The sequence below is a fragment of the Halosimplex rarum genome, from assembly GCF_047715405.1.
Classification (GTDB): Archaea; Halobacteriota; Halobacteria; order Halobacteriales; family Haloarculaceae; genus Halosimplex; species Halosimplex rarum.
Window position 1 is genome coordinate 395,458 of record NZ_CP180412.1, and the last position, 20,137, is coordinate 415,594.

The 20,137-nt window shown below is 67.2% G+C and carries 20 protein-coding genes; 17 read left to right on the forward strand and 3 right to left on the reverse strand.

Annotation, left to right across the window (positions count from 1 at the left end; translation table 11 throughout):
• Positions 1 to 131 precede the first annotated feature (131 nt).
• The 11 genes from ACMGFH_RS01905 (at position 132) to ACMGFH_RS01955 (ending at position 10,399) form a co-directional block, all read left to right on the forward strand.
• On the forward strand, positions 132 to 536 hold the full coding sequence (locus tag ACMGFH_RS01905; protein WP_415381082.1) for a cox cluster protein: 405 nt from the start codon (positions 132 to 134) through the stop codon (positions 534 to 536).
• Positions 537 to 630: 94 nt separating this feature from the next.
• Positions 631 to 888, forward strand: coding sequence for a DUF6684 family protein (locus ACMGFH_RS01910; protein ID WP_415381083.1), 258 nt, complete (start codon positions 631 to 633; stop codon positions 886 to 888).
• Positions 889 to 1,145: 257 nt separating this feature from the next.
• Entirely contained in the window at positions 1,146 to 2,945 is a 1,800-nt protein-coding gene (ctaD, locus tag ACMGFH_RS01915; protein ID WP_415381084.1) for a cytochrome c oxidase subunit I, read from the forward strand.
• A 336-nt stretch (positions 2,946 to 3,281) separates the two neighbouring features.
• Complete coding sequence (locus tag ACMGFH_RS01920; RefSeq protein ID WP_415381085.1) at positions 3,282 to 3,560, forward strand: cox cluster protein; 279 nt, start codon at positions 3,282 to 3,284, stop codon at positions 3,558 to 3,560.
• A gap of 271 nt (positions 3,561 to 3,831) precedes the next feature.
• Positions 3,832 to 4,101, forward strand: a complete 270-nt coding sequence (locus ACMGFH_RS01925; protein WP_415381086.1) for an NADH-quinone oxidoreductase subunit J — start codon at positions 3,832 to 3,834, stop codon at positions 4,099 to 4,101.
• Positions 4,098 to 4,493 carry a hypothetical protein gene (locus ACMGFH_RS01930; protein ID WP_415381087.1) on the forward strand — a complete coding sequence of 132 codons (396 nt, stop codon included), beginning with the start codon at positions 4,098 to 4,100 and terminating at the stop codon, positions 4,491 to 4,493. Before ACMGFH_RS01925 ends, ACMGFH_RS01930 begins: the two co-directional genes overlap by 4 nt.
• Positions 4,493 to 4,798, forward strand: coding sequence for an NADH-quinone oxidoreductase subunit NuoK (gene nuoK / locus ACMGFH_RS01935; protein ID WP_415381088.1), 306 nt, complete (start codon positions 4,493 to 4,495; stop codon positions 4,796 to 4,798). Before ACMGFH_RS01930 ends, nuoK begins: the two co-directional genes overlap by 1 nt.
• Position 4,799: 1 nt before the next feature.
• Complete coding sequence (gene nuoL, locus ACMGFH_RS01940; protein ID WP_415381089.1) at positions 4,800 to 6,857, forward strand: NADH-quinone oxidoreductase subunit L; 2,058 nt, start codon at positions 4,800 to 4,802, stop codon at positions 6,855 to 6,857.
• Positions 6,857 to 8,416, forward strand: a complete 1,560-nt coding sequence (locus ACMGFH_RS01945) for a complex I subunit 4 family protein (RefSeq protein WP_415381090.1) — start codon at positions 6,857 to 6,859, stop codon at positions 8,414 to 8,416. Before nuoL ends, ACMGFH_RS01945 begins: the two co-directional genes overlap by 1 nt.
• Positions 8,410 to 9,939 (forward strand): NADH-quinone oxidoreductase subunit N, encoded by a 1,530-nt coding sequence (locus tag ACMGFH_RS01950; RefSeq protein ID WP_415381091.1) that lies wholly within the window; start codon positions 8,410 to 8,412, stop codon positions 9,937 to 9,939. The genes ACMGFH_RS01945 and ACMGFH_RS01950 overlap by 7 nt, the downstream gene beginning before the upstream one ends.
• A gap of 217 nt (positions 9,940 to 10,156) precedes the next feature.
• Positions 10,157 to 10,399: a hypothetical protein gene (locus tag ACMGFH_RS01955; RefSeq protein ID WP_415381092.1), complete on the forward strand. Its 243-nt coding sequence runs from the start codon at positions 10,157 to 10,159 to the stop codon at positions 10,397 to 10,399.
• Between the two features lie 33 nt (positions 10,400 to 10,432).
• Here the strand turns inward: ACMGFH_RS01955 and ACMGFH_RS01960 are convergent, their stop codons facing one another.
• Positions 10,433 to 10,906, reverse strand: a complete 474-nt coding sequence (locus tag ACMGFH_RS01960) for a redoxin domain-containing protein (RefSeq protein WP_415381093.1) — start codon at positions 10,904 to 10,906, stop codon at positions 10,433 to 10,435.
• A 140-nt stretch (positions 10,907 to 11,046) separates the two neighbouring features.
• On the opposite strand from ACMGFH_RS01960, the gene ACMGFH_RS01965 reads away from it, so the two are divergent.
• On the forward strand, positions 11,047 to 11,994 hold the full coding sequence (locus ACMGFH_RS01965; protein WP_415383300.1) for a mechanosensitive ion channel family protein: 948 nt from the start codon (positions 11,047 to 11,049) through the stop codon (positions 11,992 to 11,994).
• A gap of 33 nt (positions 11,995 to 12,027) precedes the next feature.
• On the opposite strand, the gene surE is transcribed toward ACMGFH_RS01965, so the two are convergent.
• Positions 12,028 to 12,903 carry a 5'/3'-nucleotidase SurE gene (gene surE / locus ACMGFH_RS01970; protein ID WP_415381094.1) on the reverse strand — a complete coding sequence of 292 codons (876 nt, stop codon included), beginning with the start codon at positions 12,901 to 12,903 and terminating at the stop codon, positions 12,028 to 12,030.
• Positions 12,904 to 13,045: 142 nt separating this feature from the next.
• On the opposite strand from surE, the gene ACMGFH_RS01975 reads away from it, so the two are divergent.
• On the forward strand, positions 13,046 to 13,636 hold the full coding sequence (locus tag ACMGFH_RS01975; protein ID WP_415381095.1) for an NUDIX hydrolase: 591 nt from the start codon (positions 13,046 to 13,048) through the stop codon (positions 13,634 to 13,636).
• Between the two features lie 34 nt (positions 13,637 to 13,670).
• Here the strand turns inward: ACMGFH_RS01975 and ACMGFH_RS01980 are convergent, their stop codons facing one another.
• Positions 13,671 to 15,041 carry a cytochrome P450 gene (locus tag ACMGFH_RS01980; RefSeq protein ID WP_415381096.1) on the reverse strand — a complete coding sequence of 457 codons (1,371 nt, stop codon included), beginning with the start codon at positions 15,039 to 15,041 and terminating at the stop codon, positions 13,671 to 13,673.
• 566 nt (positions 15,042 to 15,607) lie between these two features.
• On the opposite strand from ACMGFH_RS01980, the gene ACMGFH_RS01985 reads away from it, so the two are divergent.
• The 4 genes from ACMGFH_RS01985 (at position 15,608) to ACMGFH_RS02000 (ending at position 20,106) form a co-directional block, all read left to right on the forward strand.
• Positions 15,608 to 16,282 (forward strand): O-methyltransferase, encoded by a 675-nt coding sequence (locus ACMGFH_RS01985; RefSeq protein WP_415381097.1) that lies wholly within the window; start codon positions 15,608 to 15,610, stop codon positions 16,280 to 16,282.
• A 150-nt stretch (positions 16,283 to 16,432) separates the two neighbouring features.
• Positions 16,433 to 17,035 carry a chemotaxis protein CheC gene (locus ACMGFH_RS01990; protein ID WP_415381098.1) on the forward strand — a complete coding sequence of 201 codons (603 nt, stop codon included), beginning with the start codon at positions 16,433 to 16,435 and terminating at the stop codon, positions 17,033 to 17,035.
• Positions 17,036 to 17,158: 123 nt separating this feature from the next.
• Entirely contained in the window at positions 17,159 to 18,814 is a 1,656-nt protein-coding gene (locus ACMGFH_RS01995; protein WP_415381099.1) for a long-chain fatty acid--CoA ligase, read from the forward strand.
• A gap of 137 nt (positions 18,815 to 18,951) precedes the next feature.
• Complete coding sequence (locus ACMGFH_RS02000) at positions 18,952 to 20,106, forward strand: acyl-CoA dehydrogenase family protein (RefSeq protein ID WP_415381100.1); 1,155 nt, start codon at positions 18,952 to 18,954, stop codon at positions 20,104 to 20,106.
• The last annotated feature ends 31 nt before the right edge of the window (positions 20,107 to 20,137 follow it).

Here is a 20,137-nt window from a genome sequence, read left to right on the forward strand (position 1 = left end):
GCCCCATGCGAACCAAATACTTTGCGCCCACGACCCGCGACCGAACGGGGATCGAGCGACCTCCCGACCGGACCCCCGACCCCCACGACGAGTCCGGTGCGCCTATGACCCGTCGGGCCCAACGCCGGGGCATGGAAGAGCAACCGGGACTGTCTGACCAGTATCGGACGGCCAGCCCGTGGCCGCTCCTCGTGGCCGTGGGGTTCGCCCTCTCGGAGGTGGGCGTCTTCCTCGGCGTGTTCCCCGTCGCCGTCGGCGGGATCCTCCTGCTCGGCGCCAGCGTCGCCGGCATCCTCGCCGAATCGGGCTACGCGCGGCGCCCCTGGCGCACGCTCGCCGCGCTCGGAGGCGGGTTCACGGTTCTCGGCGCGATCGTCGTCGCGACGCAGGTGTCGCCCTCGTCGGTCGACCTGCTCGGTATCGTCGGCGACCCGAACGGTATCACCGGCCGCGGCCTGGCGATCGCCGTCGCCGGCGTCATGCTGGTCGTCGCCGGCGGCGTCAGTCAGGCGGCCGGGCGGAACCGCGGGCTCTGACCGAGCGAGCCGCGTCGACGAGATCCGTCCGCGCGGTCGGTGCTCGCCGGCGCGAACCACCAATCTATTTATCCGCGTCCACGAACGCCTACGTATGACAGAGAAGGTCTTCGACCGCGAGACCCTGCTGGACCTGACGGTCAACTTCATCCCGCTCGGAATCCTGATCTTCTTCATCGGCGCGTTCGCGCTGGTCGCGCCCTGGGGCGTCGACCCGCTGATCACGAGCCTCCAGTTCACCATCGTCGGCGGCACGGCGATCCTGCTCATCATCCTCACTTACTACGCGGGCAAGGCGATCTCGACCGCCGAGCAGGAGATGGAAGCCGACCACGGTCACGACGCCGAGTAACACCACCCGCAGGATTCGCCGCCGGTCGACGCGAACCGGGCGACGCGGACCGTCTTCTCTACACGCGCCCCGACCTGTGCTCCCTCGTCGCGACTTCCAGTCGCGTCACCTCGATCGAGTCCTCCGAACGTCCCCGGTGGGGCCCCGAGATCGTGCGCCAGTCCTTCACGAATTACCATCACGGTAGCGGATAGGCGAACGGATTCGGCGGAAGGGTTTCCTAACCATTCATATGGCCCCAGTCCCGAGGTTCGAGCATGGCATCAGGGCAGCTCGTGCTAACGGTGTTGATGGGGGTCTTCCTCGTCGGCATCGCCGCTTTCCTCTCTCGTGTCGAAGACTGGCGCACGTACACACCGCTGGCGAGCGGCGGTGGCGGCTACGGCGAGGCCGGCGGCCACGTCCACCGCGAGAAGCCGGCAGGTATCGTCCGCTGGCTGACGACCGTCGACCACAAGGACATCGGCATCCTCTACGGCACCTACGGCGTCATCGCGTTCGCCGTCGGCGGCCTCATGGCGTTCCTCATCCGGATGCAACTCATCACGCCGAGCGGCGCCATCGTCGGCAACGGCTTCTACAACGCTATCATGACCAGCCACGGGATCACGATGCTGTTCCTGTTCGGGACGCCCATCATCGCGGCGTTCTCGAACTACTTCATCCCGCTGCTCATCGGCGCCGACGACATGGCGTTCCCGCGGATCAACGCCATCGCGTTCTGGCTGCTGCCGCCGGGCGCGCTACTCATCTGGGCCGGGTTCTTCCTGCCCGGCATGACCGGCGCCCAGACCTCCTGGACGATGTACACGCCCCTGTCGGTCGAACAGGCCAACGCCGGCGTCGACCTCATGCTGTTGGGCCTGCACCTCACCGGCGTCTCCGCGACGATGGGGGCGATCAACTTCATCGCGACCATCTTCACCGAGCGCGACGACGAGGTGACCTGGGCGAACCTCGACATCTTCTCGTGGACCATCCTCACCCAGTCGGCGCTCATCCTCTTCGCGTTCCCGCTGCTGGGCAGCGCCATCGTCATGCTCCTGCTCGACCGAAACCTCGCGACGACGTTCTACGCGGTCGGTGAAGGGGGCGGCCCGATCCTCTGGCAGCACCTGTTCTGGTTCTTCGGCCACCCCGAGGTGTACATCCTCGTGCTCCCGCCGATGGGCATCGTCAGCTACGTGCTGCCGAAGTTCTCCGGCCGCAAGCTGTTCGGCTTCAAGTTCGTCGTCTACTCGACGCTGGCCATCGGCGTCCTGAGCTTCGGCGTCTGGGCCCACCACATGTTCACGACGGGCATCGACCCGCGCCTGCGCGCCTCGTTCATGGCCGTCTCGCTGGCGATCGCGATACCCTCGGCGGTCAAGACGTTCAACTGGATCACGACGATGTGGAACGGCCGCCTGCGCCTGACCACGCCGATGCTGTTCTGTATCGGCTTCATCTCGAACTTCATCCTCGGCGGCGTGACCGGCGTCTTCCTCGCTTCGGTCCCCGTCGACCAGGTGCTCCACGACACCTACTACGTCGTCGGCCACTTCCACTACATCGTGATGGGCGCCATCGGCTTCGCCGTCTTCGCCGGCGTCTACTACTGGTTCCCCATCTTCACCGGGCGGATGTACCAGCGGACGCTCGGCAAGGCCCACTTCTGGCTGTCGATGGTCGGGACGAACATCACGTTCTTCGCGATGCTGTTCCTCGGCTACCTCGGCATGCCGCGCCGCTACGCGACCTACGACTTCAACGAGGCCATCGCCCCGCTGGACATGGTGACGCTCAGCCATCAGGCGGCGTCGCTCGGCGCCATCCTGCTGCTCGTCGGGCAGGTCATCTTCGTCTGGAACCTGCTGTCCTCGTGGCTCGAGGCCCCGAAGGTCGAGGACCCCGACCCGTGGGACCTCAAGGAGACTGACCAGCACGGCCGCGAGTTCCAGTGGCACGAGCGCCGCACCGCGACCGCCCTCGCCGACGGAGGCGAGGAAGAAGAAGCCGTCACCGACGGCGGTGAGGTCGTCGACGACGACGACGCCACCGAGCGCGCGGACGACTGACGACCCCGGCCGGTTCCGACGGCGTTTCTCTCCGAACGTTCACTCGCGCAGTGGCTCCGGTTCCGTTGCTCCGTACGACTGACGACGAAAACAGACTGGGCAGCGGCTCGCGGGGTCGCGGACAGCGGTCCGATTGACGAGGGTCGCGCTCCGGATTAGCTCCCGTAGACGAGCACGAACGCGGAGACCGCCATCAGGACCGCGATCGCGGTGAGGACGAACAGGAGCAGCTCTTTCTCCGAGAAGCCGGAGTCGTCGTCGAAGTCGCTCATATCCGGGCTAGCGGGCGTGATGTGAAAAGGCTAACCACCTGTGGGCGCAAGTCCGCCTGTGACAGTGAACTCCGATCGCTCGCCGCTGGCCGAGCGGGTCGCGGGACCGCGCGTCGTGCTGGCGGTGTATCTGGCGGTACTGGGCGTCGCTGGCGCCATGGGCGCGCTACTCGGCTACGTGAATCCGGAGGGCATGGACCCGGTGCTGTTCTTCCTCGTCGACCTCCCGGCGACGCCGCTCGGGATGGCGACGTTCGGCGTCGTCACGGTCGGCGTCGGGCTGGGCGTCCTCTTGCTCGCCGTGCGGTACGTCTCGCAGTTCGACGAGGACCGGGTCGAGTGAGTCGCCGGCGGAGACTACCCCGGTCGTCGACCGCGAGCGCGGGCCGCCGGCTAGTCAGCTGTCGCTGGACCGGCGCGCGCGAGGGAGATCCGGGCCCGGGACGACTGCCGAGAACGGGCTGTGGCCGAACACGTCAGGTCTCGGTGGGGGGTCGAGGGTGACGAGCGGGGCGATTGCGTCGAATCGCTAACGGTTTCGGGCGCGTGAGCGGCCACGCACGGGACGATACAGAAATCTTCAAAGGGCGTCCGGTAGGAGATTCGAGACAACGATGGCATTGCTCGAGTCAATCGCGTTTGCGCTGTTCGCCATAGTCACAGTGGGGAGCAGCCTGGGCGTCGTGCTGGTGCGCGACGTCTGGCACTCGGCGCTGATGCTCGGCGTCGCGCTGCTGTCGGTGGCAGTGCACTACGTCATGCTCCAGGCCGAGTTCATCGCCGCGATGCAAGTACTGGTGTACGTCGGTGGGGTACTCATCCTCATCACGTTCGCCATCATGCTCACAGAGACAGAATCCCAGCCCGACGAGGTGGCAACATGACCTCCCGCCCGCGGCTGGCGACCGACGTCAACTACGTCAACGGACTGGCCGCGCTCGCGCTGTTCGCCGTCATGGCTTACGTCTTCATGATCAGCGAACTCGGCGCGCCCGCCGGGTTCGCCGACGGCAGCATCACCGAGAGCATCGGCTACGCGATGTTCGACATGCTCGACCAGGCGGCGATCGAGGCCGAAGGGTTCCTGGTCGCGTTCATCATCATCGCGTTCGTCCTCGACGCCGCGCTCGACGGCGCGGTCATGCTCGCCCGCCGCGAGGACGACGAGAGCGTCGTCACCGCGCTGGCCGACGGAGGTCGCCGGATCGCCGGCCGCGGCGACGAGCCCCGCCGCACCGACGGTTCGACCGACGCCGCGGACGGAGGTGACCACTGATGGCGGTGTTGCCGCAGTACTACCTCCTGCTGTCGGCGGCGGTGTTCTGTATCGGTGTCTACGGCATCCTCACGCGACGCAACGCGCTGATCTTCCTGATGTCCGTGGAGCTGATGCTCAACGCGGCGAACATCAACCTCGTCGCCTTCTCGTTCTACCACGGGAACCTGACGGGACAGGTGTTCTCGCTGTTCACGATGGCGCTGGCGGCCGCCGAGGTGGCCGTCGGCATCGGGATCATCCTCGTACTGTATCGCAACTTCGAGGACATCGACGTCACGAAAGCCGCTACGATGAGGTGGTAAGATGGCAGGTGCATTCGACTTCGTTCCCGCGATCGCAGCGCTCCCGTTCCTGGCGTTCGTCATCGCTCTGTTCGCCGGGCAGTACTTGCCGAAGCGCGGCGCCGAGGCCGGCATCGTCGCGACCGCCGGCTCCCTGGTCCTCTCGATCTGGACGGCGCTGACCGTCGCCGGGTTTACGGGTTCGGCCACGACCTACAACGAGAACCTCTACACCTGGGTCGCCGGCGTCGCCGACAACGCCGTCACGCTCCGGTTCGGCGTGCTCGTCGACCCGCTGACGGCGCTCATGCTGATCATCGTCTCGCTCATCGCCCTGCTCGTCCACATCTTCTCGCTCGGATACATGAACGACGAGGGCGAGACGGGCCTGCCCCGGTACTACGCCGGGCTCGGCCTGTTCACGGCGAGCATGCTCGCGTTCGTCTTCTCGAACAACATCCTGATGGCGTTCATGTTCTTCGAGCTCGTCGGGCTCTGTTCGTTCCTGCTCATCGGCTTCTGGTTCCGCGAAGACGGCCCGCCGTCGGCCGCGAAGAAGGCGTTCCTGGTCACCCGCTTCGGTGACTACTTCTTCCTCATCGGCGTGGTCGGCATCTTCGCCACGTTCGGCACGGGCCTGTTCGCCCCGATCACCGACGGCGGCTCCGTGGTCGCCGAGAGCTTCCCGCAGATGGCCGAACAGGCCCTCGCCGATGACGCGAGCTTCTTCGGCTACGGCGCGCAGACGTGGTTCACCGTCCTCGGGCTGCTCGTGCTGGGCGGCGTCGTCGGCAAGTCCGCGCAGTTCCCGCTGCACACGTGGCTGCCCGACGCGATGGAGGGCCCGACGCCGGTCTCGGCGCTCATCCACGCGGCGACGATGGTCGCGGCCGGCGTCTACCTCGTCGCCCGGATGTACGGCTTCTACCTGCTCTCACCGACGGCACTGGCGGTCATCGCGCTGGTCGGCGGGTTCACCGCACTGTTCGCGGCGACGATGGGCGTCGTCAAGCAGGAGCTCAAGCAGGTGCTCGCGTACTCGACCATCAGCCAGTACGGCTACATGATGCTCGCGCTGGGCGTCGGCGGGTACACGGCCGCCGTGTTCCACCTGACCACCCACGCGATCTTCAAGGCGCTCCTGTTCCTCGGCGCCGGGTCGGTCATCATCGCGATGCACCACAACGAGAACATGTGGGACATGGGCGGGCTCAAAGAGCGGATGCCCGTCACCTACTGGACGTTCGTCTCGGGCTCGCTCGCGCTCGCGGGCATCGTCCCGTTCGCAGGCTTCTGGTCCAAAGACGAGGTGCTGTTCGAGGCCATCGTCCACGGGCTCGGCACCGAGGGCATCCTCGGGAACCTCTACCTGCTCGCGTACGCGATGGGGCTGCTGGCCGTGTTCTTCACGGCGTTCTACACGTTCCGGATGGTCTTCCTGACCTTCCACGGGGACGCGCGGACCGACGTCGCTCGCGACCCCGAACCCGTCCGCTGGAACGTGAAGCTACCGCTCGCGGTGCTGGGCATCGGCGCGGCGACGGTCGGGTTCATCAACATGGTCCCGGTCAAGGAGGTCACCGGTGCGGAGATCGACTACCTGCACCAGTGGCTCGACGGCGACCTGACCGCGACCGCCTCGCACCACTACAGCGACCTGCTCCACGACGTCGCCCACGTGCAGGCGGCGGAGCTGTCGGCGCTGATCCCCGGTGCGGTCTCGCTGCTGCTTGCGCTCGCCGGTCTCGGGTTCGCGTGGTCGCTGTACAACGTCCGCGACCCGGTCGAGCACACGGACAAGTTGGGAGGTGCGAAGACGCTGCTCATGCACAACTACTACCAGGACGAGTATCAGGTCTGGCTGGCACAGGGCGTGACGGTCCCGCTCGCGCGGGCGGCGGACAAGTTCGACCAGGGCGTCGTCGACGGCGTCGTCAACGGCGTCAGTAGCGTGAGCCTCTTCACCGGCTCGCGCTTCCGCCGCATCCAGTCGGGCGTCGTCTCGAACTACGCGGCGCTGATGACGCTCTCGCTCGCGCTCCTGCTCGTCGTCTTCGTCGTCCTGGGAGGTGGCGTCTGATGGCGATCGCAGGCCCGATCGAGGCGCTGCTGGGCGTGACGCTGCTCGGCGCGTTCCTCGTCTTCCTCGCCCCCGACGAGTGGGCGGGCAAGCTCGCCACCGCGGTGAGCCTCGTGCCCGTCGCGATCACCCTCTGGATGTACTCGGTCTTCGACGGCGCGGGCAACGCGCTGCTCGGCGGGACGCTCGCCTTCGAGTCGAACCTCGGCTGGGTCAGCCTCGGCCGTTACGACGTGGCCTGGCAGGTCGGCCTCGACGGGATCAGCATGCCGCTGCTCCTGCTGGCGACCGTGCTGACCACGCTCGCGCTCGTGAGCTCGTGGACGCCTATCGACGAGCGCGAGTCGCAGTTCTACGGGCTGATGCTCCTGATGGAGGCCAGCCTCATCGGCGTGTTCACCGCCCTGGACTTCTTCCTGTGGCTGGTGTTCTGGGAAGCCGTGCTCATCCCGATGTACTTCCTCATCGGCGTCTGGGGCGGCCCGCGCCGGAAGTACGCCGCCATCAAGTTCTTCGTCTACACGAACGTGGCGACGCTGATCATGTTCGTGGGCTTCATGGCGCTGGTGTTCGGGCTCGGCGACTCTATCTCGTCGTTCGGGATGCCCGAGATCACCCAGGCCCTGCGGGAGGGCGGGAACCTCTCGGCGGTCGCCGGCATCCAGCCCGCGAACCTGACGCTGATCGCCTTCACGCTGATGTTCGCCGGGTTCGCGGTGAAGGTGCCCGTCTTCCCCGTCCACACGTGGCTGCCGGACGCCCACGTCGAGGCGCCCACGCCGGTGTCGGTCATGCTGGCGGGCGTCCTCCTGAAGATGGGGACCTACGCGCTGCTCCGGTTCAACTTCACGATGCTCCGCGAGGTCGCACAGGCCAACGCGGCCATCATCGTCGCGTTCGGCGTCCTGAGCATCATCTACGGCGCGATGCTCGCGCTGGCCCAGCAGGACCTCAAGCGCATCGTCGCCTACTCGTCCATCTCGTCGATGGGCTACGTCATCGTCGGGCTGATCGCCTTCACGCCCCACGGGTTCGGCGGCGCGACCTTCCAGATGGTCGCCCACGGGCTCATCTCGGGGCTGATGTTCATGACGGTCGGCGTCATCTACAACGAGACGCACACGCGCATGGTCGGCGACATCTCCGGTATCGCCGACCGGATGCCCTGGACCGTCGGCATCTTCGTCGCCGCCGCGTTCGGGTACATGGGCCTGCCGCTGATGGCCGGCTTCGCGGCTGAGTACCTGATCTTCCAGGGCGCGTTCTCGTCGACGGTCATCCCGGCGGCGCCGCTGGTGACCGCGATCGCGATGTTCGGCATCGTCATCGTCGCGGGGTACCTGCTGTGGGCGATGCAGCGGACGCTGTTCGGCGAGTACAGCCTCGCGACGGACTACGAGGTCTCGCGGGCGCCCGTCCACGACGTGGCCCCGCTGGTCGTGCTGCTCGCGCTCGTCATCGCGCTGGGCGTGCGACCGGGACTGGTCTACCAGATGATTCAGGACGCCGTGAACCCACTTGTTGAGCCGCTGATGTACGGAGGTGTCGGTCTATGGTAGTCGACATCGCCGGCTTCCAGGTCGCCGACTGGGTGGCCCTGACGCCGACGCTGATACTCGGTGCGGCGGCGATGCTCCTGTTCATCGTCGACAGCATCGAGCCGCGACCGGGGTCGAGTTCCAACGCCGTGCTGGCCGGGATCTCGACCATCGGCGCGCTCGGCGCGTTCCTCGTCGCCGGGTACTTCCTCGTCCTCGGCGTCGGTCAGCCGCGCGGGACGGGCGCCGTCGACCTGTTCAACGGTCAGCTGGTCGTCGACGGGATGAGCCTGTTCTTCGTGGTCATCGTCGGCAGCGTGACCGCGCTCGTCACGCTGGCCAGTTACGATTACCTCGACGGTCAGGACTACCAGGCGGAGTACTACGGGCTCGTCATCATGGCCGCGACGGGCATGTCGCTGATGGCCTCGGCGAACAGTCTCGCGACAGTGTTCGTCAGCCTCGAACTCGCCAGCCTGCCGTCGTTCGCGCTGGTCGCGTTCCTCAAGACCAACCGCGGCAGCGTCGAGGGCGGCACGAAGTACTTCCTCGTCGGCGCGCTGTCGTCGTCGGTGCTCGCCTACGGGATCAGCCTCGTCTACGCCGCGACCGGCAGTCTCCAGCTGGACGCCGTCGCCGAGGCGCTCACCGGGTCGGGGATCCCCACCGGGGTGCTCGGCGTCGGCATCATCATGATCCTGCTCGGGTTCGCGTACAAGACCGCGAGCGTCCCGTTCCACTTCTGGGCGCCAGAGGCCTACGAGGGCGCGCCCGCGCCCGTCTCGGCGTTCCTGTCGTCGGCCTCGAAGGCCGCCGGCTTCGTCGTCGCCTTCCGCGTGTTCCTGACGGCCTTCCCCGAGGTCGGCGGGATCGCGGGCGGCGACCCGACGGTCGACTGGGTGGTCGCGGTGACGGTGCTGGCGGTCGTCACGATGACCGTCGGTAACTTCGCCGCCGCGACCCAGGAGAAGGTCAAGCGGATGCTCGCCTACTCGTCGGTCGGGCACGCCGGCTACGTCCTCATCGGGCTCGCCGCGCTGAACGCGCCCGACCAGGGCTTCGTCCTCGGCGCGAGCATGATGCACCTGCTCGTCTACGGGTTCATGAACACGGGCGCGTTCCTGTTCATCGGCCTCACCGAGCACTGGGGCATCGGCCGCACCTTCCAGGACTTCAACGGCCTCTCGGAGCAGGCGCCGCTGGCCTGCGCCGCGATGACCGTCTTCCTGTTCAGCCTCGCGGGCCTGCCCATCGGCGGCGGGTTCATCTCGAAGCTCTACCTGCTGGCCGCGACCGCGCAGGCCGGCGCGTGGCTGCTCGGCGCCTCGCTCATCGTCAACAGCGCCCTCTCGCTGTACTACTACAGCCGGGTCGTCAAGGCGATGTGGATCGAGGAGCCCAGCGGCGACTTCGAGATCGACTCCTACCCGAGTTCGCTGTACGCCGCGGTCGTCATCGCGGCGTTCGTGACCTTCGCGCTCCTGCCGGCCTTCGGCCTGCTCTCGCCGAGCGCCTTCGACGCCGCGTCCGTGCTGTTCGGCTGAACGCCAGCCGCCGTTCTCCCGGTCGTATTTTTGCGACGGCTTCCTCGCGGAGCAGTGCGCGCGAGTCGCGACGCAGGACCCGTCGTCATCGACACCGAACAGTTTACCTACAGCGCACCGACAGCCCTATCCAGTGACAGGAACGCGCGAGATGAGTGAGCCGCCCGATCACGCGGTTCGGCGACAGCGGCGGCTGTCCGCAGTGTCGTATCTAGCCATGCCCCTGAGCGGACTCGTCGTCTGGTACGTCACGGGGGACGACGAGCGCGTCGAGTTTCACGCGCTCCAGAGCGTCTTCCTCGGAGTCGGGCTGCTCACGCTGTTCCCGGTCGCCCTGTTCGTCGGGGAACTGTACTTCTCCGCGGCGATCGCGACGTGGGTCGTCGCGACGCTCACAGCCTACAACGGGATGGGTTTCGAGTTCCCGGTCGTCGGACCGCTCGCGCGCGAGCGGTCCTGAGCGGTGCGAAAAGGTGCCGCTGGGCAGACGTCCTCAGGCCGACTCGACGGCGTCCAGGACGGCGTCGTAGTCGGGTTCGTTGGTGGGGTCGTCGGCGACCCAGTCGTAGACGACGGTGCCCGCCTCGTCGATGACGAAGACCGCGCGGTTCGCGTTGCCGTACAGGCCCAGATCGGGGATGTCCATCTCCAGACCGTACTCGCGGATTGTGTCGCCGTCCATGTCGCTGACGAGGTCGAACTCGAGGCCGTGGTGCTCGCAGAAGGCGTCCTGCGAGAACGGCGAGTCGGCGCTGACGCCGAGGATCGTCGCGCCGGCGTCCTCGAATTCGCCGAGGCGGTCCTGCAACGCGACCATCTCGTTGGTGCACGGCGGCGTGAACGCGCCGGGGAAGAAGGCGAGGACGACCGGGCCGTCGCCGATGCGGTCGGCGAGGTCGAAGTCCTCGTGGTCGCTCGTGCCGAGCGTCGCGGTGAACGTGGGTGCGGAGTCGCCTGTGGAAACCATCACTCGGTAGTTCGGACGGCTGTCAGATAAATCACGTACCGAACGCGTTTTCGGGGCCCTCACAAGGGCCGGCCGACCTCCCGGTCATCTGGTCGATCGGCCGGGAGAACTTTGTGGTGGCGCCCCCAGCGGACTGGCAGATGCGCCGGGTCGGGTACCTCTCACTGGTCGGCGCCGGCGTCGCCGCCGTGGCGAGCCGGCTCGTCACTCAGTTCGTCGAACCGCGCAGCCTCCGGGGACTCTCGGCCGAACGGCTCGCGGTCACCGCGCTGGTGGGGGCCGCGGTCGTCCTGGCGACCTACGGGTCCTACCGTGTCGTCGGCGGGTGGCTTACCGAGCGGGCCGCCTCGAAGCGACGACGCCACGACCTCCGGAACGTCCTCCGGTTGGCCTTCGGGCTCGTCGGCCTGATCGGACTGCTCGGCGTCGTCACCGAGCAGTGGCTCGGGGTGTTGTTCTCGCTCGGTGTGGTCGGGTTCGCGGTGACGTTCGCGCTCCAGCAGCCCCTCTTTTCGCTCATCGGCTGGGTGTACATCATGGTCAACCGGCCGTACCAGGTCGGCGATCGGGTCGCCATCGAGGAGTCGAAGGGCGACGTCGTCGAGGTGAACTTCCTCGTGACGACGCTGTGGGAGATAAACGGCGAACTCGTCTCCTCGAACCAGCCCTCGGGCCGGATCATCACGCTGCCGAACTCCGTCGTGCTGTCCTCGCACGTAAAGAACTTCAGTCAGGAGGAGTTCCCGTACGTCTGGAACGAAGTCGCCGTCGAGGTGGCCTACGAGACGGATCTGGACTTCGCCCGAGAGACGATGATCCGGGTCGCCGACGAGGTGGTCGGCGACGAGATGGAGCGCAACATCGAGCGCTACCGCGAGCGGCTGGCCGAGACGCCGGTCGAACTCGAAGTGCAATCCCGACCGACCGTCAACGTCGCCCAGGAGGCGTCGTGGGTGAAACTGCGGGTCCGGTACATCGTCCACCCGCGGCGCGGCCAGCGGACGAAAAACCGGATCTACGAGCGTATCCTCGCCGAATTCAACGACAACCCCGAGCGCGTGAAGTTCCCGGTGAGCCGCAATCGGTGAGGCGCAATCGGTGAGTCCCGATCGCAGTGGCGCTTACGCTACCGATCGCTCGCGGCGCTCGTTGTGAGCCTCGACCGCTCTGTCGATCACCGGACAGTCGACCGGTGCGACCGGAACCGAGAGCGGCGAGACCGCGATCGCCCCGTCGCGGAGGGCGCCCTGCTCCGAGTCCGCCGGGAGCGACGAGGGCGCCAGTTCGCCCGGCGCAGGTGAGTCGTCAGCGAGCCGGTTCTGCGGCCCGTAGTAGTTCTCGAACAGGACCGCTCCCCCGTCGTCGTTGACGGTGGTGCCGTAGAACTCGCGCGGTTCGGTCACGCGCATCGGCGCGTCGTCGGCGACTTGCCCGCTCCGTCCGACCGGGACGTTCACGTTCAGGAGGGCCGCACCGCCCTCGCGGCGGCGGCTCTCGACAAGCGCCGGGAGGAGCGAGGCGGCGACGTCGGCCGCACCCGCGTAGCAGAACTCGTCTTCCGGTCGCGGCAACAGCGATCGCGGGTCGTACGCCGAGAGGGCGACGGCGGGGACGTCGAGCCACGCGGCCTCGACGGCGGCGCCGACGGTGCCCGACTGGCCGAGGACGTACGACCCCACGTTCGGGCCGTGGTTACAGCCCGAAACGACCGCGTCGGGGGTGCTGTCCAGTCCCCGGAGGCCGAAGGCGGCGCAGTCTGCGGGCATGCCGTCGACGGCGTACCCGGTGTCGGTCACTTCGTAGGAAATCCGGCGCTGGCGCGTGCGCCCGACCCCGCTGACGTCTCCCTCCGGCGCGACGACCGTCACGTCCGCCACCTCCGAGAGCCTGTCTGCGACCGCCCGGAGCCCGTGGCCGTCGATGCCGTCGTCGTTCGTCACGAGGACGTGTTCTATCTCCTCACCGAGGTCAGCGTCTCTCCCGTCGCTCCCGTCCATTCGTACTCCCGACGGTTTAGGCGGTCCCTCGAAAAAGGTTCCCCCACTGACGGAACGCACCGGCGAGCGTGAACGCGGAGCGAACCCGAACCGTCGATCGTGTCAGAGGCCTTTATTATCTCTCACCGCCGACGGTGTGTCAATGCCCAACACTCCGCCCGACTACTGCCCGGACTGCGGGGGTCGGCTCGAAGCGGTCGATCCACCGTCTGTCCAGCAGTGTGAAGACTGCGGCGAATACGAGTTCTTCAACCCCATCCCCACTGCGCGAGTGGCCGTGATCGACAGCGGGGGACGAAGTCCCCCGGGCAGTGCGGCGAAGCCGCACGACGACGACGCCGTGCTGCTGGTGAAGGTCGATATCCCCGACCGAGACCTCTGGGGGACGCCCGGCGGGATGGTCGAAGCCGGCGAGGACCCCGACGTCGCCGGCGCTCGCGAACTCGAAGAGGAGACGACGCTGACCGTCGATCCCGCAGATCTGGTCCTCTTCGACGCGCGGACGTTCGTCAAGTTCGAGGCGACCCACAAGACCTGCCTCTGTTACGCCGTCGACGCCGCCGACGTCGCCGGTACGCCAACCGCGGATGACGAGGTCGCAGCGGCGCGCTTCTGGACAACAGAGGAACTCGCCGCGGCCGAGGACAGACTGCTGACCAGCTGGCCCGAGGCGTACAAGGACTTGCAGTGGTGGGTCGACGAGGGACGGGCAGCGCTCGACCGGGCCGACTGACGACGAACCGAGCGGGAGAGCGCCTGGGCAGTTCTCACCGCTCCTCGACGCGCATCTCCATCGTCTGGCGGGGGTGCATCGTCAGCGACGGCATGAACTCCAGCGGCGGCTCTCCCAGGAAGTCCAGTTCGTACTCGGCGATCACGGTGGCGAGGATGAGTTTCGCTTCCAGCAGGGAGAGGTGCTTCCCGATGCAGTGGCGCGGGCCGCCGCCGAACGGGAAGAACGCGAAGCGCGGCCGGTCGGCGCGACGCTCGGGGCTGAACCGGTCGGGGTCGAACGAATCGGGGTCCTGCCAGTACCGCTCCGAGCGGTGAACGCCCCACTGGGGGAGCATGATCGTCGAGCCCGTCGGCACGCGATACCCACCGAGGTCCACGGGTTCCGTCGATTCGCGGAAGATGGTGAACACCGGCGGGTACAGACGCATCGCCTCGTTGACGACCCGGTCGAGGAACTCGAACTCCCGGACGTGCTCCATGCCGGGTCGGTCGCCCGCGAGCACGTCGTCGACTTCCCGCTGGACGCGACGCTCGGCCTCCGGGTGCTCCGAGAGGAGGTACCACGTGTAGGTCAGCACCAGCGCGGTCGTGTCGTGGCCGGCCAGCAGCATCGTCATCATCTCGTCTCGGAGCTGCCGGGCGGACTGCTCGCCGCGCTTTTGCGCCCGCAACAGGATCGAGAGGAAGTCCATCGGCGGGTCGCCGGTATCGGCGCCGGTCGATGCCCGCTCGATGCCCTCGACGCCTTCCGTCCCGCGACGCGTCTCGATGATCTCGTCCAGCACCGCTTCGAGCGCGTCGACCGCCGACTCGAACTCCTCGTCGCCGGGCATCGGCACCCACTCGGGCATCGCGAACCGGATCGGGTCGGGCTCGAAGCGCCGTCCCAGGGGTTCTAGCTGGTCCTCGACGGTCCGGACGCGCTCGTCCGAGAGTTCGACGCCCATCATCAGGTCGAGGATGACGTTCAGGGTCACGCGGGCCATCTCGCTCTCGACGTCGACGGTCTGGCCGGCCGACCACTCCTCGACCATCGACTCGGCGTGGCCGGTGATCCGGTCGGCCATCCCCGAGAGTCGAGCCATCCGGAAGGCCGGATTGGCGAGGTCGCGCTGGCGCTCCCAGGTCTCGCCCTCGCTGAGGAGGAGGCCGTCGCCCAGCAGGTCGCCGAGCGCGTCGTTCTGGAAGTCCGGTTTCCGGTAGGCGTCGGCCTCCGAGACGAGCACGCGCTCGATGTCGGCCGGCTCGGTCACCATGTAGGTGTCCATCGGCCCCATGTCGAACAGCGCCACGCCGTCGTAGGTCGCTTCGACCGCCGCGATGAACGAGAACGGATCGCGGGCGTAGCGCCGACTGCTCCCGAACAGTGGTTCGCCCTTCGGCCCCGGCGGCGTCTCTGACATGTCCGGGGTTACGGCCGTACCCGTTTGAATGTCTCGACGGCTAGGAGTGCTTGTGTACCGTGGTAGATGGATCGGTGTGATGACTGCCACCTCGAGGAGAATCGCTACGAACAGCGTGAAAGCCCCCGGGCGCTCGGCCGGCCCTGACTCGCTGCGCTCCTCGCTCACTGCGTTCGCTGTGGTGCTTGCGTCGTCAGTTACCGGCGAGCGCCCGGCCCCTTTCATTCCCACCCGCACAACTCGTTCGACAGTCTACGCGGGTGGGAATGAAAGGGGCGGCCGTCCCGACGAAGGCGGCCGACGGAAGCACCGCAGGGAGCGGAGTCGTTCGAAAGAGCGCGGAGCGCTCTTTCGTGATGACGAGAGAGCTTCGCTCTCTCGGACCACGACCGAGGAGCGCAGCGAGGCCCCCGAGTCGGGACGGCCGGGGCTTTCACGCTGTTCGCTGTTGCTGGCTCGCTGTCTCCGGACTCCTCGATTGGATTCCCACCGCTTGCCACTCTTGATCCGGCACGGACTACCGGGGCGGGGCCCCTTTTTCCGGACGGGGAGCGAACAGACGGCCTATGACGGCAGACGAACTCCCGGAACTGCTCGAATCGTACGCGACGGCCATAGGCCCCGAGGCCGACGAGATTATCGAGGAGATGGGCGCGCAGGCCCGCCGCGAGGGGTTCCCGTACGTCGGGCCCGCGGTGGGCGGGTGGCTCGCGATGTGCGCCCGGTTCGCCGACGCCGAGCGCGTCTTCGAGTTCGGGTCGGGCTTCGGCTACTCGGCGTACTGGTTCGCGCGCGAACTCCCGGAGGACGGTGAAGTGGTCCTCACGGAGATCGACGCCGACGAACTCGACCAGGCCCGCGAGTACCTCGACCGCGGAGGCCTCGCGGACCGGGCGGCATTCGAACACGGCGACGCTATCGAGACGATCGAGGACTACGACGGTCCCTTCGACGTGGTGCTGATCGACTGCCAGAAGGAGCGCTACGCGGAGGCGTTCGAGGCGGTCCGGGACAAGGTGGCACCGGGCGGCATCGTCGCCGCCGACAACGCCGTCGCCGGCGGGTCGATCGACGCCGAACAGCTACGCGACTACTTCGAGGGCGACGGGGACGCCGGGTCGATGGACGGGATGACGCGCGGCATCGCGGAGTACATCGAGACGGTCCGCGGCGACGAGGCGTTCGAGACGACGCTGCTGCCGCTGGGCGAGGGCGTCGCGGTGAGCCAGCGCGAGCACTGAACCGCACCGCCCCGTCTCGCCTCGCCTCATTCCGCCTCACCTCGTCCCTCCCCACCGCGGCGGATTCCTCGCCAGTCTCGATTGCGAAAATCGGGGGGGACCGCTTATGTGGGTCGGGTCGAAACCCGTCGGCACCCCGCAGGGTCGCCAATGAGTCTGAAGATAGATATCCGCAAACTCGGGTTGTTCAACAAGATGGCCAAGGAGGGCGGCAACACCGTCGCGGGCCATCTGAGCCAGATGACCGGGATGGAGACGGAGATGGAGATCACCAAGATCAACTTCATCGATATCCCCGACATCAAGACGCACGTGGGCCACGCCGAGCAGATCGGCATCAGCATCGAACTGGTCGAACCGCCCCACGGCCACATCCTCTTTCTCCTCGAAGCCGCGAGCGCGAAGGAACTCTCGCACGGGATGATCGGCGACATGGGGGAGACCGACCCGTCCGCCGACGGCTTCACCGACATGGAGCGCTCGGCCATCCAGGAGATCGGCAACATCATGACCAGCGGCTTCATCGACGGGTGGGCGAACGTCCTCGACACCACCATCGACATCGGCCCACCGAGTTTCATCTTCGGCCCCGGGAGCGGCATGGTCGACGAACTCGTCGGCGACCGCGAGAGCGACATGGCGCTCATGTTCGACTCGCACGTCCAGGCGCCCGACTCGAACGTCGACGTCAAGGTCTACACCTTCCCGCAGCTCGACGAGCTCGTCGCACTGATGCAGCAGATCGAAGTGTAGGCCGACGGCCCCGAGCCCGGACGCCTCCCGGCCCCTGCCGAACGCGCAGCCACCGAACGAACGGCCGATTCGTTTGCGATCGTTCATGCACATTTCTTGTACCAGCGGTACGTGTGCTACTGTATGCCAGGCGGAACCGACCAGACACTGCGACCGTTCGCGTGGCGGGCCGAACAACTGTATCCGGAGACGGAGGTCGTCTCGCGCACGCACGACGGCGTAGTCAGGTACGATTACGACGAGTACGGCGACCGGACGGCACAGCTGGCCGGTGCCCTCGACGATGCGGGCTACGGGGACGGCGAACGGATCGGCACGTTCTGCTGGAACCATCATCGGCACTTCGAGACGTACTTCGGCGTACCGGGGACCGGGGCGCAACTGCACACGATCAATCCACTCCTGCCCGACAAGCACATCCAGTACATCGTCGAGAACGCCGAGGACCGGACGCTGTTCGTCGACCACTCGCTGCTACCGAAACTGGAGGGCGCGGTCGCTGACGACCCCTCGTCGTTCGAGTCGGTCGAGCGCTACGTGGTGATGGGCGAGACGGTGCCCGACACGGACCTCGACGCGGTGGCCTACGAGTCGTTCATCGAAGGTCACTCGACCGAGTACGACTGGCCGGACAACGACGAAGACCAGCCCGCGGGGATGTGCTACACCTCGGGGACGACCGGGCGGCCGAAGGGCGTGGAGTACACCCAGGGCATGCTGTGGAGTCACACGATGGCACTCCAGCAACCGCAGGGGATCCCGCTGGACGACGACGACGTGGTGATGCCCGTCGTCCCGATGTTCCACGTCAACGCGTGGGGACTGCCGTTCTCGGCGACGGCCGGCGGCGCGAAACACGTCTACCCCGGCCCCAAGCCCGAGCCCGAAGACCTCGCGAACCTGATCGAGGCGGAGGGCGTCACCGTCACCGCGGGCGTCCCGACGGTGTGGCTCGGACTGATGGAGTACGTGAAGGAGAACGACGTGGATCTCTCGGCGCTTGACCGGCTAGTCGTGGGCGGCAGCGCAGCGCCCGACGCGATGATCCGCTTTTTCGACGACCACGACGTGGAACTGCTCCACGCCTGGGGCATGACGGAGACCTCGCCCGTCGGCTCGGCCGCCCACCTCAAGGGTAGCCTCGCGGACGCCGACTACGAGACGCAGCTCGAAAAGCGGTCGAAACAGGGGCTCATCACGCCTGGACTGGAGTTCAGAGTCGTCGACGACGACGGCGAGGAGGTCCCGTGGAACGGTGAGGACTTCGGTGAGCTGTGGGTCAAGGGGCCGTGGGTCACCACCGAGTACTTCGAGCGACCGGAGGCGAACGACCTGGAGTTCGAGGACGGCTACCTGAAGACCGGCGACGTCGTCTCGGTCGACGAGGACGGCTACATCAAGATCGTCGACCGCGCGAAAGACGTCATCAAGAGCGGCGGCGAGTGGATCTCGTCGCAGGAACTGGAGAACGAGTTGATGGCCCACGACGAAGTGGCCGAGGCCGCCGTCATCGGCGTGCCCCACGAGCGCTGGCAGGAGCGACCGCTCGCGCTCGTGGTTTCGAACGAGGGCGTCGACCGCGACGCGCTGGAAGCGAGCCTGCGCGACCACGTCCTCGAATCGTACCCCAAGTGGTGGGTGCCGGACAACGTCGTCTTCATCGACGAAGTTCCCAAGACCGCGACTGGTAAGTTCAACAAACAGGCCCTCCGCGAGGAGTACGGCGACGAGTCGCTCGTCGAGGGCCGCGTGCCCGACGACGCCGCACCTGGGGCCTGACTACCGCTCGCCTCCGTTCGTCGAATCGACGGCCGAACTGGGCGCTCGCCCCGGCGGCCGGGGACTGAACGATCAACGAGTCACCCGTTTGTTGCCGTGTCAGCGTTTATTTGGGTCTCCCGCTCCTTCCGGGGGACATGGAGCTACTGGACGAGCGACCGGTCCCCGAGGAGGCCCGCGAGGTCAAACAGCAGGCCCGCGAGTTCGCGGCCGAACACATCGCACCGAACGCAGCGGAGTACTTCGAGACGGGCGAGTACCCCCACGAGGTCCTCGAAGCGGGGATGGACGCCGGGCTCGTCGCTCAGGACATCGGCGAGGAGTACGGCGGGAAGGGGTTCTCGCTCCACCAGGTGCTCGCTATCGCCGAGGAGTTCTACCGCGCGGACGCCGGCATCGCGCTCACGCTCCAGCTTGCGAGTTTCGGCGCCGAGATACTCGAAGAGCACGGCGACGAGGAACTCAAAGAGGAGTTCCTCCGACCGGTCGCGACGAACGAGCAGATCACCGGTCTCGCCGTCTCCGAGCCCGACACGGGCAGCGACCTGGCGGGGATGACCACGACCGCGGAGAGAGACGGCGACGAGTACGTCCTGAACGGCGAGAAGTACTGGATCGGCAACGGCGTCGAGGCCGACTGGGTGACCGTCTACGCGAAGACCGGCGACGACGAGAACAACCGCTACGGCAACTACTCGCTGTTCGTCGTCCCCACGGACACCGACGGCTACGAGGCCGAGCACATCCCCGAGAAGATGGCCTTCCGCGCGTCGAAGCAGGCTCACCTCACGCTGGAGGACTGCCGCGTGCCCGAGGATCACCTGATCGGCGTCGAGGGCGCCGGCTTCTACATGCTCGCGGAGTTCTTCAACCACGGTCGCGTCATCGTCGGCGGCCACGGCATCGGCATGGCCGCCGCGGCCATCGAGGAGGCGTGGGACTTCGTCCACGACCGGGAAGCGTTCGGCCGGTCGGTCGACGAGTTCCAGGCCGTCCAGCACAAGCTCGCTGACATGCGGACGGAGTTCGAGGCCGCGCGCGCGCTGAACTGGCGCGCCGCCGACCACGTCGCTGACAGCGACGACGCCGGCTTCTGGGCGGCGATGGCGAAGCTCAAGTCCACGGAGACGGCCAACGACTGCGCCCAGAAGGCGATGCAGCTCCACGGCGGCCGCTCGGTCCTCCACGACCGTCGGATCGCCCGCGTCTACCGCGACGTGCGCGTCCCCGTCATCTACGAGGGCGCGAACGACATCCAGCGCAACCTGATCTACAACCAGGCGCCGAAGTAACCTCGGCTTTCGACGCCGGTTCCGCGGCCGC